The sequence below is a fragment of the Microbacterium hominis NBRC 15708 genome, assembly GCF_001592125.1.
GTDB classification, from domain to species: domain Bacteria; phylum Actinomycetota; class Actinomycetes; order Actinomycetales; family Microbacteriaceae; genus Microbacterium; species Microbacterium hominis.
Window position 1 is genome coordinate 16,043 of sequence record NZ_BCWI01000004.1, and the last position, 26,795, is coordinate 42,837.

The following is a 26,795-nucleotide window of genomic DNA, read 5'->3' on the forward strand; positions in this document are numbered from 1 at the left end:
GGACCAGCCCCCCGGCTGTCACGCGTGCGTCGGGAGCGACTCTACCCCGCCGATCGTGCGGAGCGCCACCGTCAATCGTCGGACTGTGGACAGATCCCGTTCCCCCGGTGTTCAGACGCGCTCGCCGCCCGCGCCCTCCCGCCCACCTCCCGGTCGTCGAGCGAGGCGCTCCGCGCCGAGTCGAAGCGCCCTACCGCGCCCCTCCGCCCCCGGTCGTCGAGCGAGGCGCGCAGCGCCGAGTCGAAGCGCCCTACCCCAGGGCGTCGACGACGGCCGCGCGGCGCTGAGGGGTCACGCGAGGCGCGGCATCCCAGACCTTCGTCGTCCGATCGGCGCCGAAAGCCGGCCAGCCGGGATCACCCGTCGTGATGAACGCCACCCACGCGCGGTGCATGTCGCGGGCGAGGTCGGCGGGTGCGTCGTCGCCCGCCAGCCTCACGGCCTGGTCGGTCGTCAGGGTGTCGAAGACGAAGCCGAGTTCCAACGCGTGCGCGGCGCGGAGGTCTCGCACCGGGCTCTCCCAGGCGAACTCGTAGACGTAGGTCGGGGCGGTCCGCGCCCGTGCGACGCGGGTCGCGGGGCCGCGCAGGAGGCGGTCGGTGAGCAGCTGCCCGAGGACCTCGCCGGCGCTCGCGTCGGGCTTCGCGGCCCGCACGGCCCGGGCGGCGCGTTCGGGGGTGCGCAGGGCGCGGCGGGCGAGCCACGACTTCACGCCGCCGATGTCGGCGATGGCGTCGGGCGTCAGCCAGAGGCGGTATTCGTCGGTGTTGGTGCCGATCAGGAGCGGTATCCCGAGGCTCGGCAGGGCGTCGACCGGCGATGCGGGAAGGGTCTCCGGGTCGAGCGCGAGCGTGAAGCCGGGTGCGCCTCGCAACGGGGACGAGCCGGCGGCGATCTGCGATCGCGCCCGCAGGAGTTCGGCCGTCGTCCGGGCCGCGAACGCCTCGCGCGTCGCCGGGATGCCGAGGCGGCGCGCGATCGCATCCGACGCGCGGCGCGCCTTCTGCAGGGGTGCCGCGTCGAGCGGCCCGGACTGGATGATCGCGCCGGCGACCAGGGCGCGCGATGCCGGGCGCGACAGGAGTGCGGCCACCAGCGCCCCACCGGCGGACTCTCCCATCAGCGTGATGCGGGCGGGGTCGCCGCCGAAGGCGCCGATCTCGGCGTGCACCCACTCCAGCGCCCGCGCCACGTCGAGCAGTCCGAGGTTCGTCGGCGCCCCGTCGAGCACGCTGAACCCCTCGACGCCGAGGCGATAGTTGACCGACACGAACACGACCCCGTCGCGGGCGAAGCCGGTCCCGTCGTAGGTGGGCTCGGCCGCGGCGCCGCGCTCGAGGGCGCCGCCGTGGATCCAGAGGACGACGGGGGCGGCGGATGTCGCGGCATCCGCCGGGGTCCACACGTTGGCGGTGAGGATGTCGTCGCCCTCGATCACCGGGCAGCTGAGGAGCTCGCCGATCGCGCCTGCGTAGGGCGCCTGCGGCGCCGTCGCGCCGAACTTCGTCGCGTCGCGCACGCCCGGCCAGGCCGTCGGCGGGGCGGGCGCGCGGAAGCGGCGTCCGCCCACGGGCGCCGCCGCGTACGGGATGCCGAGGAAGCGGCCGATCCCGTCGGTCCGGCTGCCGCGAACGGTGCCGGTGGATGTCGTGACCTCGGGGGCGACGGGCTGCTCCATGGCCTCACCCTATTCGCCCCCGTCGGCGGACCGTCGGCGGGATGTCGGCGCGGCTGAGCTCGATCGAGTTCGCGGGATTCTGCATCGATGGCCTGCACTTCGAGCCCGACGGGTCGGAGCGGCATCCGGAGAACACCTACGTCAACGGCAAGACGGGCATCTACGCCGCCACCGCCAACGACTCCGTGCGCATCAACGGCATGGGCTTCGTCTACCTCGAGCACGCGCTGGTCATCCACCACGCCGATGCGCTCTCGATCCACGACAACTTCACGGCGGTCTGCTCGTCTCGGCCAACAACGTCTTCCCGCGCGGAGCCAGCAGCGTGCACCTGCGGTGCGTCACGCGGTCGAACGTGACGGGCAACCGCCTCCACGCGTTCGCTCCCGGCATGGTCGTGCTCGACGGGGCGAGTGCGGAGAACCTGGTCGCCGCGAACCACTTCCTCCGCGACCAGGAGCCCTGGACGCCGTTCCTCGGTGCGGGTGGCGGCCGCGACGACGAGTACGGTCTGCTGAGCGTCGAGGGCGACGGCAACTCGCTCATCGCCAACCACTTCTCGACGGTCATCGCGGCGGGCGACGTCCGTCCCGTCGGCGCGAAGCCCGTGATCATCCGGATCGTCTCCGGGACCGACAACTACGTCGCGAGCACGCACGTGGTTGCGCGCGATCGGGGCGCCGACGTTGGCGACGACTGCGTCGCGGCACAGGTCGACGCGCTGCTGTCGGCGCGCACCGCGCAGGATCTCGCCGTCATCACGGTCCTCGTCGAGCCGGGCTCGGTGCGCAACACCGTGCTCGACGCGGGAACGACGGCCCAGCTCGTCGTCGACTGCGCGGCGAACGCCGTGCGGCCCACGCCCGAGGTCGGTGTGTAGCCGGGAGGCCCCGGCGACGCCCGAGGCGTCAGGCGGTTGCCGCGTTGTCGCGATTCTGCTGCGCAGCCCGCAGGCTCTCGACCAGCGGTTCGTGGACGGGGTTCATGAAGATCACCGGGATGCTGCGGCTCATACTGAACAGGTAGCTGTCAGCGGTGACAGCCGAGGTGAAGCGGACCGTGATGTCGGGGTGCTCCGTCATCAGACGGGCCACCCGCTCGGCGACGCGTTCGGCCATGGGGCACTTTCCGGGTGGGGGTAAGAAGGATATCAGTCGGGCGCCGCCCGTCTCGGAGGGGGCACGCACCCGCGCCGTGGTCATAGCTCGGGCCGAGCCCAGGAACCGTCGCGGCGGGTTCGCAGCAGAGCGACCGGAGTGACCGCTCGTGACACGATCGGTGCATGGCATTCGTGATCCGAGAGCCCCAGCCCGCGGATGCGGCGGCCATCGCCGAGCTCCACGTCGCGACGTGGAAGGAGGCTTACGCGCATCTGCTGCCCGACGGCTACTTCTCGGCGGAGTACGTCGACAGGCGGCACCGGATGTGGCGTCAGGTGCTGGCGGAGCGGCGGGATGGCATGGTCATCCGTGTGGCCGAGGTCGGTGAAGACATCGTCGGGTTCGCGTGGGTCGGCCCCGGCGAGGGTCTGGACGGCGAGGAGCCGCCTCGGGACCGCCTGCTCTACGCGATCTATGTGCTGGCATCGCAGTATGGGACGGGTGTCGGGCAGGCGCTCTTGGACGAGACGCTCGGGACCGCGCCCGCCATGCTGTGGGTCGCGAAGGAGAATCCCCGCGCGACGGCGTTCTACCTGCGCAACGGCTTCCACTTCGACGGGACGGAGCAGCGCGATCCGCACGCCCCGCTGATCACGGATGCGCGCATGGTGAGATAGCGACCACCTCAGCGCGCGCGACGCTCGCAGAGGATGGCGCCGACGTCGCGGCGGCCTCGCTCGGTTCGCCGGTGCGTCTCGATGACGTCGAATCCCGCGGCGTCGAGCACCGTGATCAGTTCGCCTGCGGGCCAGCGGTACGCGCGAACGACGGCATGATCGAACGGCTCGACCTCGGCGCCGTCGAAGTGGCCGAGCAGCACAGTGCCGCCGGGCCGCAGCACTCGCGCGAACTCGAGCAGCGGGATGCTGATCCGCGACGGCTCGTGATGAATCGTCGAGAACCAGGACAGGATGCCGCCGAAGGCGTCGTCGGGTTCGTCGATCGCGTCGATGCTCCCCGTGTCGAACCTGGCCGACGGGTATCGCGTTCGAGCTCTGTCGAGGAAGTCCGGGACGATATCGATGCCCTGCACTTCGACACCGCGACGGTGGAGGTAGTCGGTCCAATGACCCGGTCCGGATCCTGCGTCGAGAACTCGGCCGGAGACCTTGCTCGCCCACGTGTCGACGAGTTGCCTGTCGCTCGGATGCACTGCATCCATGGATCCGAGAGCATCGGAGTATTCGGCGGCGCGTGCGGCGTACGCGGCTTGCACATCGGTCATCCGAAGAGGCTATCGATGTGGTCTCGGTGGTCCACTCGGCGCCCGAAATTCGGGGCCGACCGTCCTCAGCCGACGAAGGCACGAGCGAATCGGCATCCCTCCGGGGCGTTCCGGCTCGCTGCGCTCGCTCGACGACCGGAAGAGCGGACCCCACTCCTCACCAGCCCAAATCAACCCCCCCCCCGCCATATAGAAGCAGGCGAGGGTTTCTGGGACCGTTGTAACGACGGTCCGCGTGGCTCCGACGGGGATCGATCCCGTGACCTCATGATATTCAGTTGTCCGACATGGGCTTTGGGTGTCGGTTGATGCTCGATTGCCGCGTGATTCCGCGGAAGTCGCGCTCGTTGGCTATGGCTGGTCGCGGGTGGTTTCAGCCGGCTTTCCGGCCCGGGGTCGGCCCGCGGGGGATACCCGCAGCGTCATGCACGTGGATCTAGCTCGGTGACGATCCAATCGCTCAGCTCGAGCGCGACTTCAGCGAGATCCAAGGCTTTTCTGCGGCGCACCGTTTCACTCTGACCATGTGCGATCTTGTTCCTGCGATCCACTAGGAACGCCAGTTCTCGGCGCAATCGCTGGTCGTCTTCCTCGATCTTGTTCTCGAATCTGTCTGCGCGCGCCCCATCGAGTCGACGTAGAGTCTGGCTTATGCGCTCAGGTGAGGGGTTGGCGCCGCGGAAGAACTGCCCGCGGACATATGCGCCGACTTCTGGACTCGACTTGCTCTCGGCGAACGCGCAGAAGGATTCGTCGAACGTGAATTCGAGATGGCCGCAGGATCGAACCACGAGGAATCGCGTCATCGCCTGCTCTGTCTCGGTGGAGACTCCCGTCTCGAGGCCATTCACCTCGTCCCGCAACTCGGTCAGCTTCGAACGCGAGCCGCTCAGGACGTGGGACGGCCAAGAACCAGGCCATGCCATCAATACCGACCGAAGATCTCGCTGGCGATACGGACTCGAGCCTGCACGACCAGTTCGTCCGCCGTCGATCGAGTTGTCGCAGCGTCAAAGTCATCGTTTGACATCAGCTCCGAGACAGCCGCGGTAACGGCCGCTGCGTCAATGTCTGCTCCCTGCAGTCTGCGCATCAGTCCCACGAAGACCGCCTCGCTCTGTGCGGCGTTAACCTGTCCGGACTTCTTGCGAAGGGCGCCGGCGCCGGGACCATCCGCGAGTAGATCGGCAGCCTTCTGAAACAGCACTGACGCCGCCGAGACGGACTCATCCATTGCTCGGTGTTCCCCTGCGAAGTCGTTGAGGAACCCCTTGAGGGGACGGGAGTAAGACTCGAGGTCAAGGAACAGCGCGAGCACTCGCAGGATCAGTTCCTGATCGCGGAGTCGAGGATTCTTCCTCTGGGTGTATAGGTGACGCCACGACTCGAGACTGTTCAGCCTCTCCAGCTCGGCGATTAGGGCTCCCGCATAGAGCGCGACTCGGATCTCATGCGGCGTGAGCTGCGTGCCGCCAGAGTTCAACCTCTCGAAGATTTGATAGACCGCCTCGAGCGAGCCCGCTGAGCCGTCTGTGCTCACAACCGTGGCCTGGAGGAATGCGTCGTCGAGTGTTCGCCGGAGTGGGTCGGGAAGGCTGTCGTAGGTTAGGTCCTTGAACTCCTCCGCTACGTTCACGAGCGCAAAAACTCGGCCGTCGTGAACGCCCTTCTTGAACGCTTGGAGAGTTCGGAGGCGCTGTTGCCCATCCAAAACGAGGTAGCGCTTGTCCGTCTGTTGGCGAACGAGGAAAAGGCCAGGAATGGGGTAGCCGAGAAGCAAGGATTCGATGAAGCGGTCCATCTGCTTCCGAGTCCAAACGAAGCCGCGCTGAAACCCCGCAGTCTCCAACAGTTCATCCTCGACGCCAAAGCTCGGTACGACGATATCGCCCTTGTTTAGCCGTCGTACGAGTCCGTCGACGTCGAAATCCTGTCCCGAGTAGCTGATGGGGGTAACTGTCGTCTCAGCTGTTTCGAGGTCGTCGAACTCCTCGGGAGTGAGGAGCAGGTCCTCGTCGGGAAGTCGCCCTTTGACGACCTGATCATCTGTCATGCGGCCGAGCATACCGGGGCACGCCTGGTCGGCCACGAGATTATGGAGCGCCCTCCTCGTGAAAGCCACCGCGGGGTTCAGTCGCTCGACGCGATCGAACCCGTGACTGAAGCGCCCTGGGTCTGATGGGACTCGCGTATGCAGACCGCGATGGGCATCGTGAGGCGAGCGGCCGAGGGAGAGATCGATCACGACGAGCGGGTCCGCATCCTCAAGGCCTGGCACTACGAGCCGCTGTCCAAGACAACTGGGCTCGCCGATGACTGACAGATCGCGCCGAACAGCTTCGACGCGACCGAGTTCGCGTACATGTCGCTTGAGCTGCTGACTGATGAGGACTACGCCGAAATTCTCGGAAACGGATGACCGCTGGGGGTCGTGCGCCGCTGGTAGTCGTCGCGGGAGGGAGCTAGGTGGAGAAGTGCGAGTGGCATCCGGGGCATCTCACTCCTCGAGCGCAGCTTTACGATCGAATCGGTCGCGGCGATGCCGATACTGTTCTGATGTGGAGTACCTAACTGATGACGAGCTGATGACGATCCGTCGTCGCCTTGCGACGGGTGAGATTGCAGCACTCGATTTCGGGGCAACCGATCCCCTACGGCCGAACGCGTTGGCAAGTGCAGTCGCACGCCAGACTGCTGGGATGGGCTCGTTCAAGAAGTACACCTCCGTGCCCCAAGTGGCCGCGACGCTCTTCTATGGTCTTGCTCTGAATCACCCGTTCGAGAACGGCAACAAACGTACAGCACTGGTAGCCATGCTCGTGTTCCTGCAACAGAACCGCACGCTGTTGGTCGACACTTCGGAAGATGACCTCTACGACATGGCGACTCAAGTCGCTGCGCACGACTTCATCCTTCCCGACGGTCAGGAGCGCTCATCGGACTCGGAGGTCGCGGGTATCGCGGATTGGCTCGAGTCGCGCACCCGACCGCTTGTTCGTGGAGACAAGTCGATGATGTTCCAGGAACTTCGCGCGCAACTTGAATCGCAGGGGTGCGAGTTTGCCGCACCGGGTCGGAACTACATCAAGGTCTACCGTCAGACCCGTGAGGGGCGGTTCTCTGCAAGGCTGGGGTATCCGAGGGCAAACTTCAACGTGGGGGTACGTGACGTCAAGCGTGTCCGCAGGCAACTGCGCTTCGACGAGCTCCACGGGATCGATTCCGGCGCTTTCTACGATGACGATGTCGAGGCTGTCGTTGACCACTTCGTGAACACCTACCGACAGGTGCTCGACCGACTTGCGCTGACGTAGCTCCCCTCGATCGATCGGTTTCGGGTCACAACCGGCCCCAGACCGGCCCAGGCTTCCGACGGGGCCCACAGTATGGCATCTGCCACAGCTGTCTCGACTCGCTTCGCTCGCTCAGGGACCGAGCCGTCGGCGGGCTCGGGGATCCAGTGCTTCCGAAGTGGGAAACTGCCCCCAACAGCTCAAAGCAAAACCCCCGCCATGTAGAAGCTAGGCGAGGGTTTCTGGGACCGTTGTAACGACGGTCCGTGTGGCTCCGACGGGCGTCGATCCCGTGACCTCACGATTTTCAGTCGTGCGCTCTACCAACTGAGCTACAGAGCCGCGCGGCACGCGCTGTACAGAACCTGCCGCGTCCTACGCGAAGGGCCCTCGATCTCGAAAGAAAAGGGCCCGTCGCTCGGAGCGACCCTGACGGGACTTGAACCCGCGACCTCCGCCGTGACAGGGCGGCACGCTAACCAACTGCGCTACAGGGCCATACGTATTCAGTTGTGTGTCGGAGAGTGACCCCAACGGGATTCGAACCCGTGCTACCGCCGTGAAAGGGCGGCGTCCTAGGCCGCTAAACGATGGGGCCGAGCGAACCCGAGGGCTCATTCTTACCGACGCTCAAGCATACGAGATCCCTCCCCAAATCGGAAATCGAGGGCGTGGGATGCCGTGGCGCGCCCCCTCCGCGGGGGAGGATGGCGGCATCCGCATCCGTCGCGCGCAGGCACGTCGCCGCTGGTCGCGGCCGGATTCGCTCCCCTCGGGGCGTCGAAGAAACCCTTGGGCGAATGTGACGAATGTTGTTAGTGTGACGTGTGTTGCCATCGCAGGATGGCGGGGGTCGACGCGCGTGAATGACGGAGGTTCGAGGTGAAGACCGAGAAGGCCGCTTCGGCGGAGGACTGCGGGTGCGCGCCGACCGCGAAGGAACTGACGACCCTCCGGGGCCCCCTGAGCCGCCGCACGGCGCTCGGACTGGCGGGCCTGGGCGTTCTCAGCCTCGGCGCCGTGAGCGCTCTCGGACTGCGGTTCAGCCCGTCGGCGTTCGCCGCCGACTACCCCTCGTGGGACGACGTCCAGAACGCCAAGAACAACGAAGCCGCGAAGGCGGCCGAGGTCTCCCGCATCCAGGACCTCATCGCCGCACTGCAGGCCGACGTCGCTGCGAAGCAGGCCGAAGCCGAACGCCTCGCGAACGAGTACGTCGCGGCGCAGATCGCGTTCGAGACCGCCGCCGACAACGCGAACGCGCTCCAGACACAGGCCGACGCCGAATCGGCCCGAGCCACCGAGACCGCCAAGAAGCTCGGACGCCTCGCGGCGCAGCAGTACCGCTCCGGCGGCGACGATCCGTCGATGGAGCTCTTCTTCTCCGGCTCCGCCGCCAGCGCCGACGACCTGCTCACCAAGCTCGGCACGATGGACCGCCTCGTCGAGGCCAACCGCGGCGTCTACGCCGACGCGGTGAGCGCTCGCAACAACGCCCAGAGCCTGAGCGACAAGGCGAAGGTGGCGCGCGACGAGCGCGATCGTCTGCAGAAGGAAGCCGAGCAGAAGATGCAGGCGGCCCAGGATGCCGCCGCCGCGGCGCAGGCCGCCCTCGCCGAGCAGGACAAGAACCTCGGCACGCTCCAGGCGCAGCTCGCGGCACTCCAGGACCAGACCGCGAAGACCGTCGCCGACTACCAGGCCGGCGTCGAGGCCGCGCGCAAGGCCGAGGAGGCCCGCCAGGCCGCCCTCGCCGAAGAGCGTCGGCGGCAGGCCGAGGCCGAAGCCGCGGCGAACGCCGGTGGCGGTGGTGGCGGCGGCGGAAGCAGCAGCGGCGGAAGCAGCGGCAGCGGTGGGTCGGCCGGCACCGGAGGCTGGGTGCGCCCGGCATCCGGCTACATCAGCTCCTGGTTCGGAAACCGCGGCTCGGTGTGTGGCAACGGCTCGTGCACCAGCGGCGGACACCGCGGCATCGACTTCGCCACCTCCTGCTGGTCGCCGATCTACGCGGCGGCCTCCGGAACGGTGGTCTGGGCCCAGTACACCGGCGACTGGGGCAACTACATCAAGATCGACAACGGCGGCGGCGTCGTCACCGGCTACGCGCACATCGTCAACGGTGGCTACAACGTCAACTACGGCCAGTGGGTCAACGCCGGCGACGTGATCGCCTACGTCGGCAACACCGGAGCCTCCACCGGCTGCCACCTGCACTTCGAGGTCTACTGGCAGGGCGTGCGGATCGACCCGGCGCCCGTCCTCCTCGATCACGGCATCAACGTCTACTGACGGTTCGCGCCGAACACGCAGAAGAGCGGATGCCGATCGGCATCCGCTCTTCTGCGTGTGAGACGGGTCTCAGATCGTCTTCGGGGCGTGGCCCTCGCCCTGCGTGGCCGTCTGGGCGCCCTCGTCCTGGAAGCGCTGGAAGGCCTCGGACACCAGGCGCTCGGCCTCTTCGGCGCCGGCCCACTGGTCGACCTTGACCCACTTGTCGGGCTCGAGGTCCTTGTAGTGCTCGAAGAAGTGGCCGATCTCGCCCTTGGTCCACTCGTCGAGGTCGTCGACGTCCTGGATGTGGTTCCAGCGCGGGTCCTTCGCGAGCACGGCGACGACCTTGTCGTCACCGCCGGCCTCGTCGAGCATCTTCAGCACCGCGACGGGGCGGACCTTCGCCATGACACCCGGGTACAGGTCGCGGTCGAGCAGCAGCAGCACGTCGAGCGGGTCGCCGTCCTCACCGAGGGTGTCCTCGAAGAAGCCGTAGTTGGCGGGGTAGCCCATCGGCGTGAACAGCACGCGGTCGAGGAACACCCGACCCGTTCCGTGGTCGACCTCGTACTTCACGCGGCTGCCGCGCGGAATCTCGATGACGGCGTCGTATGCGCCCATACTGGTGCTCCTTCGGAGGATCTGGTGGATGTTCGGAGGGTCTGGTGGATGCCGGCATCCAGCCTAGTCCGGGGGCCACCGCGCGCCGGTTGCGCAGCCGTCACCTTCACAACTCCGCCTCAGTCGCCCGTATCGGTTCGGTCGGAGGCCCCTACCCCCATTGAGGTGGAGTTGTGCGGGCGGCAACTCGCTACCGTGGATGCCGTGGACCATCGCCCCACCCTCGATCCCGCCGTCGCCGAGATCCGTCGTGCCGTGCGCACCGCCCTCGCGACCGTGACGGGGCCGGTGCTCGTGGGGCTCTCGGGCGGCGCCGACTCGCTCGCACTCGCCGACGCCGTCGCGTTCGAGGCGCCGAAAGCGAACATCGCGGCATCCGCGGCGGTCATCGACCACGGCCTGCAGCCCGGGTCCGACCGCGTCGCCGCGCGTGCGGCGGCCGTCGCGGAGGAGCGAGGTCTCACCGCGCGGGTCGTCCGGGTCGAGGTCGGCACCGACGGCGGGCCGGAGGCCGCCGCCCGCGACGCCCGCCGCGCGGCCCTGCTCGCCGCCGCGAGGGAGGCCGGGGCCGAGGCGATCATGCTCGCCCACACTCTCGACGACCAGGCCGAGACCGTGCTCATCGGCCTCGCCCGCGGCTCCGGCGCCGCGAGTCTCGGCGCAATGTCGCCCGACCGGGTCGAGGAGGGCATCCGCATCCTGCGTCCCCTGCTCGAGGTGCGCCGCGCCACCACCCGCGCGGCCTGCGCCGCGGCGGGGCTGCCGCCGTGGGAGGACCCGCACAACCTCGACCGTCGGTTCCTGCGCGTGCGCGTGCGCCAGGACGTCATGCCCGTGCTCGAGGCCGAGCTCGGCCCCGGCGTGGCGGAAGCCCTCGCCCGCACGAGCGACCAGCTCCGCGAGGATGCCGCGGCCTTCGCCGACATGATCGACGAGACGATCGAGGACATCGTCGAGCACGCCGAGGCCGGCATCGCGGTCTCGGTGCCCGCGCTCGCCGCGAACCCGCCGGCCCTGCGTCACCGCATCATCCGGCACGTCGTCGCGAGCGAGTTCGGGGCGAGCCTCACCCGGGCCCAGACGCTCGAGGTCGCGCGGCTCGTCACCGACTGGCACGGTCAGGGGCCGATCGACCTCCCCGGATGCCGTGCCCGGCGCAGTGGCAGCCGGCTGGAGTTCGTCGCGGACTGAGAATGCCCGCCGACGGGCCTAAAATCGAGGAATGCGCGCAGCCGACATCGCTGACCAGCTGTCCACCATCCTCGTGACCGAGGAACAGATCCACGAGAAGCTCGGTGAGCTCGCCCAGCGCGTCGAGGCCGACTACGAGGGCAAGGAGCTGCTCCTCGTGGGAGTGCTCAAGGGTGCCGTCATGGTGATGGCGGACTTCTCCCGCAAGCTCCGCCGCGACATCGTCATCGACTGGATGGCCGTCTCGTCGTACGGTGCGGGCACGAAGTCCAGCGGTGTCGTCCAGATCCGCAAGGACCTCGACACCGACCTCACCGGCAAGCACGTGCTGATCGTCGAGGACATCATCGACTCGGGCCTCACCCTGAGCTGGCTGCTGGAGAACTTCGCCTCGCGCGGCGCCGCCTCGATCGAGATCCTCGCCCTGCTGCGCAAGCCCGAAGCGGCCAAGGTCGAGATCGACTGCCGTTACGTCGGCTTCGACATCCCCACCGAGTTCGTGGTCGGCTACGGCCTGGACTACGACGAGCGGTTCCGCAACCTGCGCGACGTCGCGGTGCTCGCGCCGCACGTCTACAGCTGACGCGGCGTTTCGACTCGCTGCGCTCGCTCAACGACCGGGGTGCGGCGTTTCGACTCGCTGCGCTCGCTCAACGACCGGGGGGAAGTCCCGGTCGTTGAGCGACGAGCGCAGCGAGGAGTCGAAACGCAGACGGCGCCCGGGTCCCTCCCGGTTCGCCTGTGGCGAATGCACAGACGCCCCATAGTCGGTGCGCGGTAGCCTGAGCGGATCATGGACTTCAAGAAGCTCAGCCGCAACCCGTTCGTCTACGTGTTGCTCATCGGCGCCCTGCTGCTGATCGGCATGTCGCTGATCTCGACGCTCACCGGCGCCAAGCAGATCACGACGCAGGAGGGCCTGACGCTCCTGAAGGGCGGCACGGTCACCCAGGTGACGAACACCGACGGCGACCAGCGGGTCGACATGACCCTGTCCGCACCGTTCGAGGGCGCCACGCAGGTGCAGTTCTACTACGTGGGCGCGCGCGCGAACGAGGTCGTCTCGGCGGTGGATGCCGCGACCCCGAAGGACGGTTACAACGACGTCGTGCCGCGCACGACCTTCTTCGAGAGCCTCCTGTCGCTGCTGATCCCGATCCTGCTGCTGGGTCTGCTCTTCTGGTTCTTCTTCTCCGCTGCCCAGGGCGGCAACAGCAAGGTGATGCAGTTCGGCAAGTCCCGCGCGAAACTCGTGACGAAGGAGACCCCGACGGTCACCTTCGCCGACGTCGCCGGTGCCGACGAGGCCATCGAGGAGATGCAGGAGATCAAGGACTTCCTGAAGGATCCCGCGAAGTTCCAGGCGGTCGGCGCCCGCATCCCGAAGGGCGTGCTGCTGTACGGCCCTCCCGGAACCGGAAAGACCCTGCTCGCGCGCGCCGTCGCAGGCGAGGCGGGCGTGCCGTTCTACTCCATCTCGGGCTCCGACTTCGTGGAGATGTTCGTCGGAGTGGGTGCGAGCCGCGTTCGCGACCTGTTCAACCAAGCCAAGGAGAACGCCCCCGCGATCATCTTCATCGACGAGATCGACGCCGTCGGCCGTCACCGCGGTGCCGGCATGGGCGGCGGTCACGACGAGCGCGAGCAGACGCTCAACCAGATGCTCGTCGAGATGGACGGGTTCGACCCGAAGGCGTCGGTGCTCGTGATCGCGGCGACCAACCGTCCCGACATCCTCGACCCGGCCCTGCTGCGTCCGGGTCGCTTCGACCGCCAGATCGGCGTCGACGCCCCCGACCTCAAGGGCCGTCAGCGCATCCTCGAGGTGCACGGCCGCGGCAAGCCGCTGTCGCCGTCGGTCGACCTCGCCGTCATCGCCCGCAAGACGCCCGGCTTCACCGGTGCCGATCTCGCGAACGTGCTCAACGAGGCCGCCCTGCTGACGGCGCGCTCCAACGCGCAGCTCATCGACATGCGAGCCCTCGACGAGGCGATCGACCGCGTCATCGCCGGTCCGCAGCGCCGCACGCGCATCATGAAGGACAAGGAGAAGCTCATCACGGCGTACCACGAGGGCGGTCACGCCCTCGCCGCCGCCGCGATGAACAACACCGACCCGGTCACGAAGGTCACCATCCTTCCGCGCGGCAAGGCCCTCGGCTACACGATGGTGCTTCCGCTCGAGGACAAGTACTCCGTCACCCGCAACGAGCTGCAGGACCAGCTGACGTACGCGATGGGCGGCCGTGTCGCGGAGGAGATCGTCTTCCACGACCCGACCACCGGCGCCAGCAACGACATCGAGAAGGCGACGGGCATCGCCCGCAAGATGGTCACCGAGTACGGCATGACCACCGACGTCGGCCCGGTCAAGCTGGGCTCGTCCTCGGGTGAGGTGTTCATGGGGCGCGACATGGGTCACGGTCGCGACTTCTCCGAGCGCATCGCCGAGCGCGTCGACCAGCAGGTGCGCGAGCTCATCGAGCAGGCGCACAACGAGGCGTACGAGGTGATCAACGCGAACCGCGACATCCTCGACAAGCTGGCCCTCGCCCTGCTGGAGAAGGAGACGCTCGACCACCTCGAGCTCGCCGAGATCTTCACCGACGTCAGGAAGCTGCCGCCGCGCCCGCAGTGGCTGTCCAGCGACGACCGTCCCGTCTCGATGCTGCCGCCGGTGGACGTGCCGCGCCGGCAGGACGAGACTGGGCTGGCCGCGGCATCCGTCGCCGAGGACCAGCCGGCCGCGCACACGGCGGCGCAGCGTCGCCCGAGCGGGCAGGCGCGCCCCGCCACCGCCTAGGCTCGTGACGTGGCCGTCGATCGAGACCGCGTCGCCGCCGCCGTGCGCGACATCCTCGTCGCGATCGGGGAAGACCCCGATCGCCCGGGGCTGAAGGCGACCCCTCAGCGCGTCGCCGAGGCCTACGCCGACTTCTTCGCCGGCGTCGGCGAGGATGCCGGTGCTCCGCTGGCCCACACCATCAGCGTGTCGCGGGGTCCCGCACCCGACACGCTGCCGTCGGGGGCGGTGCTGCTGCGCGACATTCGTTTCCGCTCGGTCTGCGAGCACCACCTGCTGCCGTTCGCCGGGCGCGCGCACATCGCGTATCTCCCGGGCGAGCAGGTCGTCGGGCTCGGGGCGCTGCCCCGGGTCGTGGAGGTGCTCGCCGCGCGCCCGCAGGTGCAGGAGCGACTGGGCGAGCAGATCGCCGACACGATCGCGGCGGCGCTCGATGCCCGCGGGGTGCTGGTCGTGCTCGGTGCCCACCACGAGTGCGTCACGATGCGCGGCGGCCGCCAGCCGGATGCCGCCACGGTCACGATCGCCGCGCGCGGCGCCCTCGCCGACCCGGCGGCCCGTGCCGAGATCATGATGCTCGTGACCGGGACGCCGACATGACGGCGATCATGGGCATCGTCAATGTGACGCCCGACTCCTTCAGCGACGGCGGGCGCTTCCTGTCCGCCGACGCCGCCGTCGCGCACGGCCGGGCCCTGCGCGCGGCCGGCGCCGACCTCCTCGACGTCGGTGGGGAGTCGACCCGGCCGGGTGCGGAACGGGTGGATCCCGCCGAGGAGCGGGCACGCGTGCTTCCGGTGATCGCTGCTCTCGTCGCGGACGGCGCGACGGTCAGCATCGACACGATGAACGCATCGACCGCGCTCGCCGCCGTCGAGCGCGGTGCCCGCATCGTCAACGACGTCTCGGGCGGTCTCAGCGATCCCGACATGCTGAGCGCGGTCGCGGCATCCGGCGTCGACGTCGTGCTGCAGCACTGGCGCGGGCCCTCCGCCGACATGTACGCCCACGCGGGGTACGACGACCTCGGCCGCGACCTCGTCGCGGAGCTCGAGGCACGCCTCGCCGCGGCCGTCGCGGCGGGGATCTCTCCCGACCGGGTGATCCTCGATCCCGGCATCGGCTTCGGCAAGCGCGGTGCGCAGAACTGGGAGGCGCTGCGGGCACTGGAGCGGGTCGTCGCGATCGGTCCGCGGGTGCTCGTCGGCACGAGTCGGAAGCGGTTCCTCGCCGAAGGGCTGGCCGCCCTCACCCCCGAGGAGGACGTGTCGGCCGAACGGCGCGACCTCGCGACCGCGGTCACCAGCGTGCTGGCGGCGCAGAGCGGCGCGTGGGCCGTGCGGGTGCACGACGCGGCGGCCACGCGCGATGCGCTCGCGGTCTGGACGAACTGGAACGGCGAGAGCGACGGAGGACACGCATGAGCGACCGCATCACGCTGACCGGAGTCCGCGCGACGGGCTACCACGGGGTCTACGAGCACGAGCGCCGTGAGGGACAGGTCTTCATCGCCGATGTCGTGCTGGAGCTCTCGCTCGCCGACGCCGCACGCAGCGACGACGTCGCCGACACGGTGCACTACGGCGAGCTCGCCGACCAAGTCGCCGCCGTCCTCGCGGGCGATCCCGCCGACCTCCTCGAGACCGTCGCGCAGCGCGTGGCCGACCGCGCGCTCGGCTACGCCCGCGTGGATGCCGTCGAGGTCACCATCCACAAACCGCAGGCGCCCATCGCGGTGCCGTTCGACGATGTGAGCGTCTCCATCCGCCGCGTCCGTGAAGGAGCGTCCGCATGAACCGCCGCCTCGCGCAGGGCTATCACGACGAGTCCCCGCCCCGGGATCACGACGAGACCGCCGCCGTCGTCGCGATCGGCACCAACCTCGGCGACCGCGAGGCGACCATGACCGCCGCCCTCGAGGATCTCGCCCGCCTGCCGCTGACGACGCGGATCGTGGCCTCGGCCCCGATCGAGACCGTCGCGCTGACCCTCGACGGACCGGATGCCGAGGCCCCGGCCTACCTCAACGCCGTCGCCCTCGTCACGACGCGCCTCGCGCCCTCGGTGCTGCTCGGCTACCTCCACGCCATCGAGGAGGCGCATGGGAGGCCCCCACGGCGCGTCGACGACCTGCGGTGGCAGAGCCGCACCCTCGACCTCGACCTCATCGCCTACGGCGACGTGCGCTCCGCCGACCCCGCGCTGACCCTGCCCCACCCGCGGGCGGCGGAGCGGACGTTCGTGCTCGCGCCGTGGCTGCACGTCGACCCGGATGCCGTGCTCCCGGGCGCCGGGCGGGTGGACGAGCTTCTCGCGCGGCTGGAGGAGGCGCCGGCATCCGGGCCCGATGCGGGAGCCGCGCCGGCGGACGGCGGTGCGGCGTGAAGCGGACGGGAGCGGGGACGATCGTCGCCGCGGTCGCGATCGGCGTGTTCCTCGGCTTCGCCATCGACCAGGTGCTCACCGCGACGGGGCGCCCGACCTTCACGCCGTCGTTCCTGCTGCCGATCCTGCTCGTGCTGCTGGGCATCGCGCTCGTGCTGTTCGCCCTGCCGATCCGGCGGGCGATCTCGGGGGCGAACCCGACACCCGTCGACCCGTTCCGCGCCGTGCGCATCGCGATGCTCGCCAAGGCGTCCACGCTCGTCGGAGCCGCGGTCGCCGGGGTCGCCGGCGGCCTGCTCGCCTTCCTGCTCACCCGTCCCGTCGCGCCCTCGTTAGGCTCGACGGGAGCGGTGATCGCCTCGATCGTCGGAGGCCTCGTGCTCGTTGCGGCGGGCCTCGTGGCCGAACACCTCTGCACCATCCGGAAGGACGACGATGACGAACACCCCGGACCTCCCGAACCCGGCTTCGGTCTCTCCCACCACGACTGACGGTCCTTCAGTGGGCGACGGCGCGGGCGGGGGTGAGGGCGTTTCGACTCGCTTCGCTCGCTCAACGACCGGGGGTGACGGTGAGGGTGAGGGTGAGGGCGTTTCGACTCGCTTCGCTCGCTCAACGACCGGGGGTGAGGGCGCGGGTGACGGGGCGGGTGAGGGCGTTTCGACTCGCTTCGCTCGCTCAACGACCGGGGGTGAGGGTGCGGGTGAGGGCGTTTCGACTCGCCTCGCTCGCTCAACGACCGGGGGCGCGGGCGAGGCTCAGGGCGTTTCGACTCGCTCCGCTCGCTCAACGACCGGGGGCGCGGGTGAGGCGCTCGACGAGGGGACGTACGAGCGCATCCTCGAGCCGCGCAGCGCGAACCGGCTGCCGCTCGGCGACGGCACGTGGCACCAGCTCTCGCGCAACTATGTCTGGGTCCGCCTGATCTCGACGATCGCGTTCCTCGTGCTCGTCCTCGCCGCGGCGCTGGTGGGTGCGCTCGTCCTGCGTCTGACATGGGTCTGGATCCCGGCGGCGATCGTCGTCGTCGTGACGGTCTGGACGCTCGTGATCCTGCCGCGCCAGGCCCGCGCCTACGGCTATCAGCTCCGCGAGGACGACCTGGTCTTCCGCCGCGGCATCCTCTGGCAGCGTCTCGTCGCGGTCCCCTACGGACGCATGCAGCTCGTCGACATCACCCACGGGCCCCTGGACCGCGTGTTCGGCATCGCCCAGCTCAAGCTCGTCACCGCCGCCGCGACCACCGGCGTCACGATCCCCGGGCTCGCGCAGCCCGCCGCCGAGCGCCTGCGCGACACCCTGATCGCGGTGGCCGAGACGCGGCGGACCGGCCTGTGACCGATCCCGCCGCCGTCGCCGACGTGCGCTCGCCCCTCAGTGACGGCGAGTGGCACCGGCTGCATCCGCTCACGCCCGTCCTGCGCGGAGGGCTCTTCCTCCTCGTGGTGCTCGGCATCGTCATCACCAACCTCCGCGATCGCATCATCGGGTGGCTGGTCCCGGGTCTCGAAGACTGGGAACGGTACGAGGCCGACCCGGTGGACTACGTCGTCAGCAACAACCTCGTCCTCCTCGCGCTGCTCGCCGTGCTCGGGGTGCTCCTGCTGCTGCTGGGCGGGTTCTGGCTGTCGTGGCGCTTCCACACCTTCCGCATCACCGGCGACGACGTCGAGGTGCGCAGCGGCATCCTCTTCCGCACACACCGGCGGGCGCCCCTCGACCGGGTGCAGGGGGTCAACCTGACGCGCCCGATGGTCGCACGCCTGCTCGGTGCCGCGAAGCTCGAAGTCGTCGGCGCCGGCCTCGACGCGAATGTCAAGCTCGAGTACCTCTCGACCGCCAACGCCGAGGCGGTGCGGGCGGACATCCTGCGCCTCGCGTCGGGTCGCCAGCTCGCACGCGCCGCGGATGCCGGGGGCCCGGCAGGTCGCGGCCGCGCCGCCGTGGCGGCCGTCAGCGCCGGACTGACCGGGCTGATCGACGGCGCCGAGCAGCCCGTCGCCGAACCGGCATCCGTCGTGCACATCCCGCCCGGACGCCTCATCGCCTCCCGGCTGCTGTCGGGATCGACCCTCTGGCTGCTGCTGCTCGCGGCCGCGATCGTGGTGGGGGCCATCGTGGGCACGCCGTGGGTGCTGTTCACCCTGGTGCCCGCGATCCTCGGTTTCGGGGCGTACTGGTTCCGTACGATCACGCGCGCGCTGCGATACTCGATCGCCCCCACGCCCTCGGGGGTGCGGATCACGTTCGGGCTGTTCACGACGATCACGGAGACGCTGCCGCCGGGTCGCGTGCACGCGTTCGAGATCCGTCAGCCGCTGCTGTGGCGCGGTTTCGGGTGGTGGGCCATCCGGGTCAATCGTCTCTCGGGTCGTTCCGCGAACGATGCCCAGTCCCAGCAGTTCGCCGACGTGCTGCCCGTCGGCACCCGCGATGACGTCGAACGGGTGCTGCGCCTGTTCCTTCCCGGCATCTCGGCCGCGCAGTGGCAGGAACTGGTGGTTCACGGCCTCCTCGGCCCGCACGCCGGCGATCCGTACGTCACGACCCCGCGGCGCGCCTGGTGGCTGCGGCCGCTCTCGTGGCGGCGCAACGGCGTGCTGCTGACGCCCGATGCGCTGCTGCTGCGCCGCGGCATGATCTGGCGCTCGCTGATCATCCTCCCGCTGGCGCGCCTGCAGTCGGTGGGCATCTCGCAGGGTCCGCTCGATCGTGCCCGCCGCGTCGCGAACCTCACCGGACACACGGTCGCGGGACAGGTCGCGGGATCGGTGGGCATCATCGACCGCGATGACGCCTACGGGCTGTGGCAGCGGATCGCGGCGGCCGTCATCGCCGCCGCCGCCACCGACCGCTCCCATCGATGGGACGCCGAGCCGCCGAGGGATGCCGAGCCGGGTGACGGCGCAGCGGGGGATGCTGGAGTGGGGGATGCCGGAGCGGGCGATGCCGGCGGGGCCGAGGATGCCGGTGCGCGCGATGCCGCGACGGGCGCCGGTGCGCGCGACCTGCCCGTCAGCGCCGCCGCGGCGGTCGGACCGGCGGGCGAGGAACGGAGGGAGAACGCGTGACAGGCGCGAGCAGGCTGGGTGTCGGGATCATCGGCGCAGGGAAGGTCGGACCGGTCATCGGTGCGGCGCTGGCCGGAGCCGGCCATGCACTCGTCGGGATCACGGCGGGGTCGGACCGCGACCGCGTCGAAGCGGTGCTGCCCGGCGTTCCCGTGCTGGATCCCGACGAGATCGTGCGCCGCAGCGAGCTGGTCGTGCTGGCGGTGCCGCACGATGAGCTCCCCGGTCTCGTGTCGGGGCTCGCCGAGCTCGAGCGCTGGCAGATCGGCCAGCTCGTCCTGCACACCGACCCGGTGTGGGGCACCGACGTGCTCGCTCCCGCCGCGCGCCGGGGCGCCATCCCGCTCGCCGTGCACCCGGCGGTCACCTTCACCGGCACCTCGATGGACCTGCGGCTGCTGCACGACGCGTTCGCGGCGGTCACCGCGCCGGCCGCCGTGCTGCCGATCGCGCAGGCCCTCGCCGTGGAGCTCGGATGCGAGCCCGTCGTCGTCGCCGAAGCGGACCGGGCGGCATACGGCGAGGCGATCGCGACGGCGACCGAGTTCTCGGCATCCGTCGTGCGGCAGGCGACGTCGCTGCTGCGGACGGCGGGCATCGAGGAGCCCGGGCGGTACCTGTCGATGCTCGTCCACTCGGCGGTCGACCGCGCCCTCCAGGACGGTTCGCCGGTCATCGACGTCTGACGCGGCCGGGTCTTCCCGGAGCCGCGGCCTCCCGGGGGATGAGGAGTGCGCTCTCGGTAGACTGGAACGTCGATTCCGAGGAGCCCCGCACCATGACTCAGACGCCGAACGCTGCGTCCACGCCCGTCCAGGCCGCGCCCGACGCCGGGGATCTCGATCTCGCCGACGTGCACGAGCAGAAGGCGGTGCGCCTCGCCAAGCGCGAGCGGCTGCTCGCCGAGCGTGCGGATGCCGCGGGCGGCGCCTACCCGGTCACCGTTCCGGTCACCGACACCATCGCCGCCCTTCGCGCGCGGTACTCCGACCTCGAGCCCGGCGCGGAGACCGGCGTCATCGCCGCCGTCGCGGGCCGCGTGGTGTTCAGCCGCAACACGGGCAAGCTGTGCTTCGCGTCGCTGCAGGCCGGCGACGGCAGCCGCATCCAGGCGATGGTGTCGCTCGCCGAGGTGGGCGAGGAGTCGCTGCAGGCGTGGAAGGACCTCGTCGATCTCGGCGACCACGTCTCCGTCACGGGTCAGGTCATCTCCAGCCGGCGGGGCGAGCTGTCGATCATGGTGTCCGACTGGGTCATCGCCGCCAAGGCGCTGCTGCCGCTGCCGAACCTCTACACCGAGTTGTCGGAGGAGAGCCGGGTGCGCTCGCGGTTCCTCGACCTCATCGTGCGCGACCAGGCGCGCGAGACGGCGGTCGCCCGGGCGCGGGTGAATGCGTCGCTGCGGCAGACCTTCACCGACCACGACTTCCTCGAGGTCGAGACCCCCATGCTCCAGGTGCAGCACGGCGGCGCCGCCGCCCGGCCGTTCGTCACCCACTCCAACGCCTTCGACGCCGAGCTGTACCTGCGCATCGCCCCGGAGCTCTTCCTCAAGCGCGCCGTGGTCGGCGGCATCGACCGCGTGTTCGAGATCAACCGCAACTTCCGCAACGAGGGTGCCGACTCGACCCACAGCCCCGAGTTCGCGATGCTCGAGGCCTACCAGTCGTACACGGACTACAACGGGATCGCCGACCTCACCCAGGAGCTCATCCAGAACGCCGCGATCGCGGTGGCGGGCTCGACCACGGTCACCTGGGCCGACGGCACCGCGTTCGATCTCGGCGGGCAGTGGGACCGCATCTCCATGTACGAGTCGCTGTCGGATGCCGCGGGCATCTCGATCACGCCCGAAACCCCTCTCGACGAGCTGAAGGCGCTCGCCGCCTCCGTCGGCGTCGAGGTGCCCGAGAAGGTCGCGACCCACGGCAAGTACGTCGAGGAGCTGTGGGAGCACTTCGTGAAGGGCGGCCTGGAGCGGCCCACGTTCGTGATGGACTTCCCGCTCGACACCTCGCCCCTCGTGCGGGAGCACCGCTCGATCCCGGGCGTCGTGGAGAAGTGGGACCTGTACGTCCGCGGCTTCGAGCTGGCGACCGGATACTCCGAGCTGGTCGACCCCGTCATCCAGCGGGAGCGCTTCGTGGAGCAGGCGAAGCTCGCCGCCCGCGGCGACGACGAGGCCATGCGCGTCGATGAGGAGTTCCTGCGGGCGCTCGAGCACGGCATGCCCCCGACGGGCGGCATGGGCATGGGCATCGACCGACTGCTCATGGCGATCACCGGCCTCGGCATCCGCGAGACGATCCTGTTCCCGCTGGTGAAGTAGGGGCGCGGGGCGTTTCGACTCGGCCTTCGGCCTCGCTCAACGACCGGGGGTGGGTGCGGAGCGTTTCGACTCGGCCTTCGGCCTCGCTCAACGGCCGGGGGTGGGGGTGGGGCGGAGCCCCGGTCGTTGAGCGAGGAGCGCAGCGACGAGTCGAAACGCGGTGATCAGATCCCGGACCCCGGTCGCGGGGGCCAGCCGGGCGCACCGAGATCGCGCGAGATCGCCTGCGCCGCGTCGCGCAGCTCCTTGAGCACCGGAGCATCCAGCGCGGACGCGGGCGCGGGGAACACGACCCCGAGCGCGGCGACCACGACACCGTCCTCCCCGGCGACCGGGACCGCGATCGACGCATCCCCGATCACCGCCTCCTCGTCCTCGGTGGCGAGGGCCCGGTCGCGCACGCCGGCGAGCTGGTCGCGCAGCGCGTCGCCGTCGGTGACGGTGTCGCCGGTGAGGTCCGCCAGATCGCGGGTGAGAACGTCCGCGCGGAACGCGTCGTCGTAGGCGAGCAGGACCTTCCCGAGCGCGGACGCATGGGCGGGCAGGGTGATGCCGGTCTCGGGCATCTGCTCGGTGCCGTCGGGACGCCGGTCGTGATGGATGACGAGGACGTCGGTGTTGTGCGCGACCCCGAGGCGCGAGGCGAGTCCGGTGCGGTGCGACAGATCGTGCATACGGCGCAGCGACCGACCGCGCACGTCGAGGGTGTCGAGGTACACGCTCGACAGGGTGAGCAGCGCCGGGCCGAGCGCGTAGCGGCTGCCACGCGTCTCCTGCACGACCAGGCCGTGCTCCTGCAGCGACTTCACGAGGCCGTGCACCGTCGACGGCGGTAGCTCGAGCGCGGCGGCGAGCTCGCTGATGCCGAGACGCCGCGCGCCCTGCAGCAGAGAGAGGATGCGCGCGGCGCGGTCGATGGACTGGATCATCCCGAGGCCTTTCGCGCGCGGACGGTGGACGTCACACTACCTCTTGACAGGGGTGCAGATGGGGAAGATATTCGACATAGACGAATCGCAGTCGATCATGTCGAAAACTCCACGGCGCAGCCGCGGCCCCGTGACGCACCGCGAAGAAGCCAGTGAAGAACCCGAGCCAAGAACTCGAGCGAAGAACTCAGCGAAGAGGAGAACCGCGCATGAAGAAGCTCATCAACTCGGCCGAAGCGGTGCTGGCCGACGCCCTGCGCGGCGTCGCGGCCGCGCATCCCGAGCTCACGGTCGATCATGACAACCGCGTCGTGATCAGCAACGCTCCGCGAGAGGGACGTGTCGGCCTCATCTCGGGGGGCGGCTCGGGTCACGAACCGCTGCACAGCGGGTTCGTCGGTGCGGGCATGCTGGATGCCGCCTGTGCCGGCGAAGTGTTCACCTCGCCGACGCCCGACCAGATGCTCGCCGCCGCGCAGGCCGTCGACTCCGGCGCCGGCGTCCTGTTCATCGTCAAGAACTACACGGGCGACGTGCTCAACTTCGAGATGGCGGCCGAGCTGGCCGCCGACGAGGGCATCGCCTCGGAATCCGTCATCGTCGCCGACGACGTCGCCGTCAAGGACTCGACCTGGACGGCCGGGCGTCGCGGCGTCGGCACGACGCTGCTCGTCGAGAAGATCGCCGGAGCCGCGGCCGCGGAGGGCAAGAGCCTTGCGGAGGTGAAGGCGGTCGCCGAGCACGTCGCGTCGCAGGGGCGGTCGATGGGGGTGGCGCTCACCAGCTGCACGGTCCCGGCCGTCGGGCATCCCAGCTTCGATCTGCCCGACGACGAGATGGAGATGGGTGTCGGCATCCACGGCGAACCCGGGCGCACCCGCGTGCCCCTCGCGCCGGCGCGCGATATCGCGGGCGAGCTCGTCGAGGCGATCGCCGGCGATCTGGACTTCACCGGGGCTCCCGTGATCGCTCTGCTGACCGGGCTGGGCGGCACTCCTCTCATCGAGCTGTACGTGATCTACGCCGACATCGCCGACGCGCTGGCCGCCAAGGGCATCACCGTCGCGCGGAGCCTCGTCGGCGATTACGTCACGAGCCTCGACATGGCGGGATGCTCGCTGACCCTCCTGCGCGCCGACGACGAGGTGCTGCGCCTCTGGGATGCTCCCGTCGAGACGAGCGCGCTGCGGTGGGGGCGCTGAGATGACGGATGCGGCGACGACCGACGCGGTGACGCTCGAGATCCTCGACCGGTGGGTGCGTCTCGGCGCCGCCCGGCTGGACGCCGAGGCCGACCGGCTCACCGCGCTCGACTCGGCGATCGGTGACGCGGACCACGGCACGAACATGCATCGCGGCTTCACGGCGATCGTCGCGAAACTGGATGCGACGCCGCCGCAGACGGTGCCGGAGTTCTTCAAGGCCGTGGGTATGACCCTCGTCAGCAAGGTCGGCGGAGCGAGCGGGTCGCTGTACGGAACGCTGTTCCTCGACATGGGGAAGAACGCGCCCGACGGCACGTCGCTGTCGGCAGTCGAATGGGCTCACGCCCTGTCCGCAGGTGTCGCCGCCGTCGTGGCGCGCGGGCACGCGCAGCCCGGCGACAAGACGATGATCGATGCGTTCGGCCCCGCCCTGGAGGCGCTCGACAGCGCTCTCGCCGGCGGTGCGACGCTGGCCGCGGCGGCGGGAGCAGCAGCCGACGCCGCCGAGCGCGGCAGCGCCGACACCGAGCCGCTCGTCGCACGCAAGGGGCGCGCCTCGTATCTCGGGGAGCGCAGCGTCGGTCACATCGACCCCGGCTCGGCCTCGACCGCTCTGCTGCTGAGGGCGTTCGCCGACGCGCTCGCCGGGGAGGCGGCGTGATCGGGTTCGTCATCGTCTCGCACAGCGAGCCCCTCGCGCACGCCGCCGTCGACCTCGCGATGCAGATGGTCCACGGTGCGGCCCCGCCGGTGCGGGTCGCCTCGGGCGCCGACGGCGGATTCGGCACGGACGCTGCGGCCATCGCCGACGCCGTCGATGCGTTGGCCGACTCCGACGGCGTGGTGATCATCACCGACCTCGGCTCCGCGGTGATCAGTTCCGAGCTGGCTCTCGACCTGCGCACGAGCACGGTGCCGGTGCGCATCAGCGACGGTCCCTTCGTGGAGGGCATCACCGCAGGGATGGTGCGTGCGGCCACCGGCGGCAGCCTCGACGACGTGGCACACGAGGCCGCCGCCGCGCTCGCGGCCAAGCAGCCGCAGGGATCGCCGGCATCCCGCGGCGCGTCCAACCCCGGCGCCCTCACCCCGGTCGCCCCCGACGGCGCGTCGACGCCGGATGCCTCCGTCGACGCGCTGCTGCGAAACCCGATGGGGCTGCACTCGCGGCCGGCGGCCATGGTCGTCAAAGCCGCCGGCGGGTTCGATGCGGACGTCGCGATCGCCGATGTCACGACGGGTGCCGGCCCCGCTTCCGCCGCCAGCCTGATCGGTCTGCTGACCCTGGGGGCGTCGGAGGGCGACACCGTGCGCATCACCGCGATCGGGGCGGAGGCCGCCGCGGCCGTCGATGCCATCCGCCGACTCGTCGACGACGGGTTCGGCGAGCTCGCTGCCGCGCCGGCCTGACGACTACCGCGCACGGAACGCCCAGTCGGGCAGATGGCCCGCGGTGACGAAAGAGCCGACGATCTCCGCGAGCCCGTGCCGCGGCTCAGCGTGCAGCGCCTGCCGGATATACGCCTCCGCGTGCGTCGAGCGGCCGCGGGCCCACGCGATCCAGCCGCACACCGCAAGAGCCCCCGCGCGCCGCTTCTTCGGCATGACCGCCGCCACCGCCCGCGCCAGGCGCAGCGCCGTGTCGAGGCGTACGGGGTCCGGGCGGGGTCCGTCGCCCCACATCACCTCCGCGAGGTCGCTCGGGTACTCCTCGCCGTCCTCCCAGCGCCGTTGCGCCTCCATCGCCGCGTCGCCGCCGTCGACGTCGCTCGCCCACTGGACCAGCGCGACATCGCGCAGCGCGGGACGTGCGAAGCACCAGCCGAGCATCGCGGCATCCATCGGTGCGAGATCCTCGGCGTTCCACGACAGTGCGCGTTCGAACAGGGCCGGCAGGTCGTCGAGCGCGCACGCCGCCTGCAGTGCGGCGGGGTCGATGCGGGAGGGAGCGGATCCGCTCACCCGAGGGATGCCGCAGAGGGTCTCGAGGGCCGCGTCGAGCGAGCGCAGCGCCTGCCCGACGGCGCGTCGCCGGGTGGCGCCGGGGAGGGGCAGCCGCGCTCCCGCGGCCTGATCCGCGGCGAGCGGACCGTCGACGGTCTCCGCGGGCAGGTCGTCGCGCGGCGCGATGGCGGCCAGCGGGTGACCGCCGGGCGGCAGGTCGTCGGCCCGCGCCGAACCCCAGCCGTTCGCCGCGACGATCAACGTATCGCCGACCGGGAGTCCGCAGTCGTCGGCGCGGTTCAGGAGCGCATCGACGACCGGACGGTGCGGCAGCGCACCCGTGGATCGCGCGCCGCCGCCGGCCGCCGCCCCGTCCGCGGCATCCGCGCTGATCTCGGCATCCGTGTAGACGACGATCATCACGGTCTCCACCTCGGCGATGCGGCAGGCCATGCCGATGATGCTGGCCGCGGCGCCGGCGGCCGCCTCCTCGGACGGAAGATCGACGCGCAGGACGCCGAGGCTCCGCCCCTGCGCCAGCGGAACGACGACGACGCTGTCGTGCGGTGTGCACCCCAGCATGTGCGGGAGGACGGACAGGAACTGTGCCGCGTCGGCGGCCCGGACGATCGTGGACATGCGGCGAGTCTGATCGGCGGGCGAGGTCGCAGGGCGGCGCGGACGTCACCC

The 26,795-nt window shown here is 70.2% G+C and carries 26 protein-coding genes, 3 tRNA genes and 1 pseudogene; 19 read left to right on the forward strand and 11 right to left on the reverse strand.

The annotated features are described in order from the left end of the window. Nucleotides 1–250 precede the first annotated feature (250 nt). Nucleotides 251–1,678 (reverse strand): carboxylesterase/lipase family protein, encoded by a 1,428-nt coding sequence (locus tag MHO01S_RS05085; RefSeq protein WP_061781944.1) that lies wholly within the window; start codon nucleotides 1,676–1,678, stop codon nucleotides 251–253. 44 nt (nucleotides 1,679–1,722) lie between these two features. Between MHO01S_RS05085 and MHO01S_RS17015 the strand changes: the two are divergent. Further along, nucleotides 1,723–2,558, forward strand: a pseudogene (locus MHO01S_RS17015) (right-handed parallel beta-helix repeat-containing protein); the annotation flags it as partial. A gap of 28 nt (nucleotides 2,559–2,586) precedes the next feature. Here MHO01S_RS17015 and MHO01S_RS05100 read toward each other — a convergent pair. Beyond that, entirely contained in the window at nucleotides 2,587–2,796 is a 210-nt protein-coding gene (locus MHO01S_RS05100; RefSeq protein WP_060960531.1) for a hypothetical protein, read from the reverse strand. 164 nt (nucleotides 2,797–2,960) lie between these two features. Between MHO01S_RS05100 and MHO01S_RS05105 the strand changes: the two genes are divergently transcribed. Further along, a complete protein-coding gene (locus MHO01S_RS05105; RefSeq protein WP_060960532.1) occupies nucleotides 2,961–3,455 on the forward strand; it encodes a GNAT family N-acetyltransferase in 495 nt (164 codons plus the stop codon). An 8-nt stretch (nucleotides 3,456–3,463) separates the two neighbouring features. On the opposite strand, the gene MHO01S_RS05110 is transcribed toward MHO01S_RS05105, so the two are convergent. From MHO01S_RS05110 to MHO01S_RS05115, 3 genes are all read right to left on the reverse strand, one after another. Continuing rightward, nucleotides 3,464–4,063: a class I SAM-dependent methyltransferase gene (locus MHO01S_RS05110; RefSeq protein WP_060960533.1), complete on the reverse strand. Its 600-nt coding sequence runs from the start codon at nucleotides 4,061–4,063 to the stop codon at nucleotides 3,464–3,466. 422 nt (nucleotides 4,064–4,485) lie between these two features. After that, nucleotides 4,486–4,989 (reverse strand): HEPN domain-containing protein, encoded by a 504-nt coding sequence (locus MHO01S_RS16445; RefSeq protein ID WP_157553738.1) that lies wholly within the window; start codon nucleotides 4,987–4,989, stop codon nucleotides 4,486–4,488. After that, the gene (locus tag MHO01S_RS05115; RefSeq protein WP_167626508.1) at nucleotides 4,989–6,116 is read right to left on the reverse strand and encodes a DUF262 domain-containing protein; all 1,128 of its coding nucleotides are present in this window, start codon (nucleotides 6,114–6,116) and stop codon (nucleotides 4,989–4,991) included. The genes MHO01S_RS16445 and MHO01S_RS05115 overlap by 1 nt, the downstream gene beginning before the upstream one ends. A gap of 331 nt (nucleotides 6,117–6,447) precedes the next feature. Here MHO01S_RS05115 and MHO01S_RS16250 point away from each other — a divergent pair, with 331 nt between their 5' ends. After that, a complete protein-coding gene (locus MHO01S_RS16250; RefSeq protein ID WP_082734240.1) occupies nucleotides 6,448–7,377 on the forward strand; it encodes a type II toxin-antitoxin system death-on-curing family toxin in 930 nt (309 codons plus the stop codon). A gap of 248 nt (nucleotides 7,378–7,625) precedes the next feature. On the opposite strand, the gene MHO01S_RS05125 is transcribed toward MHO01S_RS16250, so the two are convergent. From MHO01S_RS05125 to MHO01S_RS05135, 3 genes are all read right to left on the reverse strand, one after another. Further along, nucleotides 7,626–7,698 (reverse strand) — tRNA-Phe (locus MHO01S_RS05125). Nucleotides 7,699–7,780: 82 nt separating this feature from the next. After that, nucleotides 7,781–7,854: transfer RNA gene (locus tag MHO01S_RS05130), tRNA-Asp, on the reverse strand. Between the two features lie 27 nt (nucleotides 7,855–7,881). Further along, a tRNA-Glu gene (locus MHO01S_RS05135) sits at nucleotides 7,882–7,954 on the reverse strand. Between the two features lie 284 nt (nucleotides 7,955–8,238). Here MHO01S_RS05135 and MHO01S_RS05140 point away from each other — a divergent pair. Then, entirely contained in the window at nucleotides 8,239–9,645 is a 1,407-nt protein-coding gene (locus MHO01S_RS05140) for a peptidoglycan DD-metalloendopeptidase family protein (RefSeq protein WP_061781945.1), read from the forward strand. Nucleotides 9,646–9,714: 69 nt separating this feature from the next. Here the strand turns inward: MHO01S_RS05140 and MHO01S_RS05145 are convergent, their stop codons facing one another. Beyond that, on the reverse strand, nucleotides 9,715–10,248 hold the full coding sequence (locus MHO01S_RS05145) for an inorganic diphosphatase (protein ID WP_060960536.1): 534 nt from the start codon (nucleotides 10,246–10,248) through the stop codon (nucleotides 9,715–9,717). A 195-nt stretch (nucleotides 10,249–10,443) separates the two neighbouring features. Between MHO01S_RS05145 and tilS the strand changes: the two genes are divergently transcribed. From tilS to lysS, 12 genes are all read left to right on the forward strand, one after another. Continuing rightward, nucleotides 10,444–11,439: a tRNA lysidine(34) synthetase TilS gene (gene tilS, locus MHO01S_RS05150; protein ID WP_061781946.1), complete on the forward strand. Its 996-nt coding sequence runs from the start codon at nucleotides 10,444–10,446 to the stop codon at nucleotides 11,437–11,439. A 31-nt stretch (nucleotides 11,440–11,470) separates the two neighbouring features. Next, nucleotides 11,471–12,022 carry a hypoxanthine phosphoribosyltransferase gene (gene hpt / locus MHO01S_RS05155; protein ID WP_060960537.1) on the forward strand — a complete coding sequence of 184 codons (552 nt, stop codon included), beginning with the start codon at nucleotides 11,471–11,473 and terminating at the stop codon, nucleotides 12,020–12,022. 210 nt (nucleotides 12,023–12,232) lie between these two features. Beyond that, nucleotides 12,233–14,242, forward strand: a complete 2,010-nt coding sequence (ftsH, locus tag MHO01S_RS05160) for an ATP-dependent zinc metalloprotease FtsH (RefSeq protein WP_060960538.1) — start codon at nucleotides 12,233–12,235, stop codon at nucleotides 14,240–14,242. A gap of 9 nt (nucleotides 14,243–14,251) precedes the next feature. Further along, on the forward strand, nucleotides 14,252–14,842 hold the full coding sequence (gene folE, locus MHO01S_RS05165; protein WP_060960539.1) for a GTP cyclohydrolase I: 591 nt from the start codon (nucleotides 14,252–14,254) through the stop codon (nucleotides 14,840–14,842). After that, nucleotides 14,839–15,666, forward strand: coding sequence for a dihydropteroate synthase (folP, locus tag MHO01S_RS05170; RefSeq protein WP_060960540.1), 828 nt, complete (start codon nucleotides 14,839–14,841; stop codon nucleotides 15,664–15,666). The genes folE and folP overlap by 4 nt, the downstream gene beginning before the upstream one ends. After that, on the forward strand, nucleotides 15,663–16,037 hold the full coding sequence (gene folB, locus MHO01S_RS05175; RefSeq protein WP_060960541.1) for a dihydroneopterin aldolase: 375 nt from the start codon (nucleotides 15,663–15,665) through the stop codon (nucleotides 16,035–16,037). Before folP ends, folB begins: the two co-directional genes overlap by 4 nt. Next, on the forward strand, nucleotides 16,034–16,627 hold the full coding sequence (gene folK / locus MHO01S_RS05180; protein ID WP_060960542.1) for a 2-amino-4-hydroxy-6-hydroxymethyldihydropteridine diphosphokinase: 594 nt from the start codon (nucleotides 16,034–16,036) through the stop codon (nucleotides 16,625–16,627). The genes folB and folK overlap by 4 nt, the downstream gene beginning before the upstream one ends. After that, nucleotides 16,624–17,118: a DUF3180 domain-containing protein gene (locus MHO01S_RS05185; protein WP_060960543.1), complete on the forward strand. Its 495-nt coding sequence runs from the start codon at nucleotides 16,624–16,626 to the stop codon at nucleotides 17,116–17,118. Before folK ends, MHO01S_RS05185 begins: the two co-directional genes overlap by 4 nt. 346 nt (nucleotides 17,119–17,464) lie before the next feature. Continuing rightward, a complete protein-coding gene (locus MHO01S_RS05190; protein WP_060960644.1) occupies nucleotides 17,465–17,965 on the forward strand; it encodes a PH domain-containing protein in 501 nt (166 codons plus the stop codon). Further along, on the forward strand, nucleotides 17,962–19,698 hold the full coding sequence (locus MHO01S_RS05195) for a PH domain-containing protein (RefSeq protein WP_255266066.1): 1,737 nt from the start codon (nucleotides 17,962–17,964) through the stop codon (nucleotides 19,696–19,698). Before MHO01S_RS05190 ends, MHO01S_RS05195 begins: the two co-directional genes overlap by 4 nt. Further along, nucleotides 19,695–20,384 (forward strand): DUF2520 domain-containing protein, encoded by a 690-nt coding sequence (locus MHO01S_RS05200; RefSeq protein WP_061781947.1) that lies wholly within the window; start codon nucleotides 19,695–19,697, stop codon nucleotides 20,382–20,384. The genes MHO01S_RS05195 and MHO01S_RS05200 overlap by 4 nt, the downstream gene beginning before the upstream one ends. A 92-nt stretch (nucleotides 20,385–20,476) precedes the next feature. After that, nucleotides 20,477–22,027, forward strand: a complete 1,551-nt coding sequence (gene lysS, locus MHO01S_RS05205; protein ID WP_060960545.1) for a lysine--tRNA ligase — start codon at nucleotides 20,477–20,479, stop codon at nucleotides 22,025–22,027. Nucleotides 22,028–22,191: 164 nt separating this feature from the next. On the opposite strand, the gene MHO01S_RS05210 is transcribed toward lysS, so the two are convergent. Continuing rightward, nucleotides 22,192–22,956, reverse strand: coding sequence for an IclR family transcriptional regulator (locus MHO01S_RS05210; RefSeq protein WP_060960546.1), 765 nt, complete (start codon nucleotides 22,954–22,956; stop codon nucleotides 22,192–22,194). Between the two features lie 209 nt (nucleotides 22,957–23,165). On the opposite strand from MHO01S_RS05210, the gene dhaK reads away from it, so the two are divergent. From dhaK to MHO01S_RS05225, 3 genes are read left to right on the forward strand one after another with little or no spacing between them, the layout of a single operon-like run. Further along, nucleotides 23,166–24,158, forward strand: coding sequence for a dihydroxyacetone kinase subunit DhaK (dhaK, locus tag MHO01S_RS05215; protein ID WP_060960547.1), 993 nt, complete (start codon nucleotides 23,166–23,168; stop codon nucleotides 24,156–24,158). Between the two features lies 1 nt (nucleotide 24,159). After that, nucleotides 24,160–24,822, forward strand: a complete 663-nt coding sequence (gene dhaL / locus MHO01S_RS05220; protein ID WP_060960548.1) for a dihydroxyacetone kinase subunit DhaL — start codon at nucleotides 24,160–24,162, stop codon at nucleotides 24,820–24,822. Beyond that, nucleotides 24,819–25,571, forward strand: coding sequence for an HPr family phosphocarrier protein (locus MHO01S_RS05225; RefSeq protein ID WP_060960549.1), 753 nt, complete (start codon nucleotides 24,819–24,821; stop codon nucleotides 25,569–25,571). The genes dhaL and MHO01S_RS05225 overlap by 4 nt, the downstream gene beginning before the upstream one ends. Before the next feature lie 3 nt (nucleotides 25,572–25,574). Here the strand turns inward: MHO01S_RS05225 and MHO01S_RS05230 are convergent, their stop codons facing one another. Beyond that, complete coding sequence (locus MHO01S_RS05230; protein WP_060960550.1) at nucleotides 25,575–26,744, reverse strand: DUF4192 family protein; 1,170 nt, start codon at nucleotides 26,742–26,744, stop codon at nucleotides 25,575–25,577. Nucleotides 26,745–26,795 lie beyond the last annotated feature (51 nt).

Excerpts from the sequence above, each read along its gene's own strand:
- dhaL (WP_060960548.1), top strand. The coding sequence starts at position 24,160 with ATGACGGATGCGGCGACGACCGACGCGGTGACGCTCGAGATCCTCGAC.
- ftsH (WP_060960538.1), top strand. The coding sequence starts at position 12,233 with ATGGACTTCAAGAAGCTCAGCCGCAACCCGTTCGTCTACGTGTTGCTC.
- folP (WP_060960540.1), top strand. The coding sequence starts at position 14,839 with ATGACGGCGATCATGGGCATCGTCAATGTGACGCCCGACTCCTTCAGC.
- MHO01S_RS05230 (WP_060960550.1), bottom strand. The coding sequence starts at position 26,744 with ATGTCCACGATCGTCCGGGCCGCCGACGCGGCACAGTTCCTGTCCGTC.
- folK (WP_060960542.1), top strand. The coding sequence starts at position 16,034 with ATGAACCGCCGCCTCGCGCAGGGCTATCACGACGAGTCCCCGCCCCGG.
- hpt (WP_060960537.1), top strand. The coding sequence starts at position 11,471 with ATGCGCGCAGCCGACATCGCTGACCAGCTGTCCACCATCCTCGTGACC.
- dhaK (WP_060960547.1), top strand. The coding sequence starts at position 23,166 with ATGAAGAAGCTCATCAACTCGGCCGAAGCGGTGCTGGCCGACGCCCTG.
- MHO01S_RS05210 (WP_060960546.1), bottom strand. The coding sequence starts at position 22,956 with ATGATCCAGTCCATCGACCGCGCCGCGCGCATCCTCTCTCTGCTGCAG.
- MHO01S_RS05110 (WP_060960533.1), bottom strand. The coding sequence starts at position 4,063 with ATGACCGATGTGCAAGCCGCGTACGCCGCACGCGCCGCCGAATACTCC.
- MHO01S_RS05085 (WP_061781944.1), bottom strand. The coding sequence starts at position 1,678 with ATGGAGCAGCCCGTCGCCCCCGAGGTCACGACATCCACCGGCACCGTT.
- MHO01S_RS05145 (WP_060960536.1), bottom strand. The coding sequence starts at position 10,248 with ATGGGCGCATACGACGCCGTCATCGAGATTCCGCGCGGCAGCCGCGTG.
- MHO01S_RS16445 (WP_157553738.1), bottom strand. The coding sequence starts at position 4,989 with ATGGCATGGCCTGGTTCTTGGCCGTCCCACGTCCTGAGCGGCTCGCGT.
- folB (WP_060960541.1), top strand. The coding sequence starts at position 15,663 with ATGAGCGACCGCATCACGCTGACCGGAGTCCGCGCGACGGGCTACCAC.
- lysS (WP_060960545.1), top strand. The coding sequence starts at position 20,477 with ATGACTCAGACGCCGAACGCTGCGTCCACGCCCGTCCAGGCCGCGCCC.
- MHO01S_RS05100 (WP_060960531.1), bottom strand. The coding sequence starts at position 2,796 with ATGGCCGAACGCGTCGCCGAGCGGGTGGCCCGTCTGATGACGGAGCAC.
- MHO01S_RS05105 (WP_060960532.1), top strand. The coding sequence starts at position 2,961 with ATGGCATTCGTGATCCGAGAGCCCCAGCCCGCGGATGCGGCGGCCATC.
- MHO01S_RS05115 (WP_167626508.1), bottom strand. The coding sequence starts at position 6,116 with ATGACAGATGATCAGGTCGTCAAAGGGCGACTTCCCGACGAGGACCTG.
- MHO01S_RS16250 (WP_082734240.1), top strand. The coding sequence starts at position 6,448 with ATGAGGACTACGCCGAAATTCTCGGAAACGGATGACCGCTGGGGGTCG.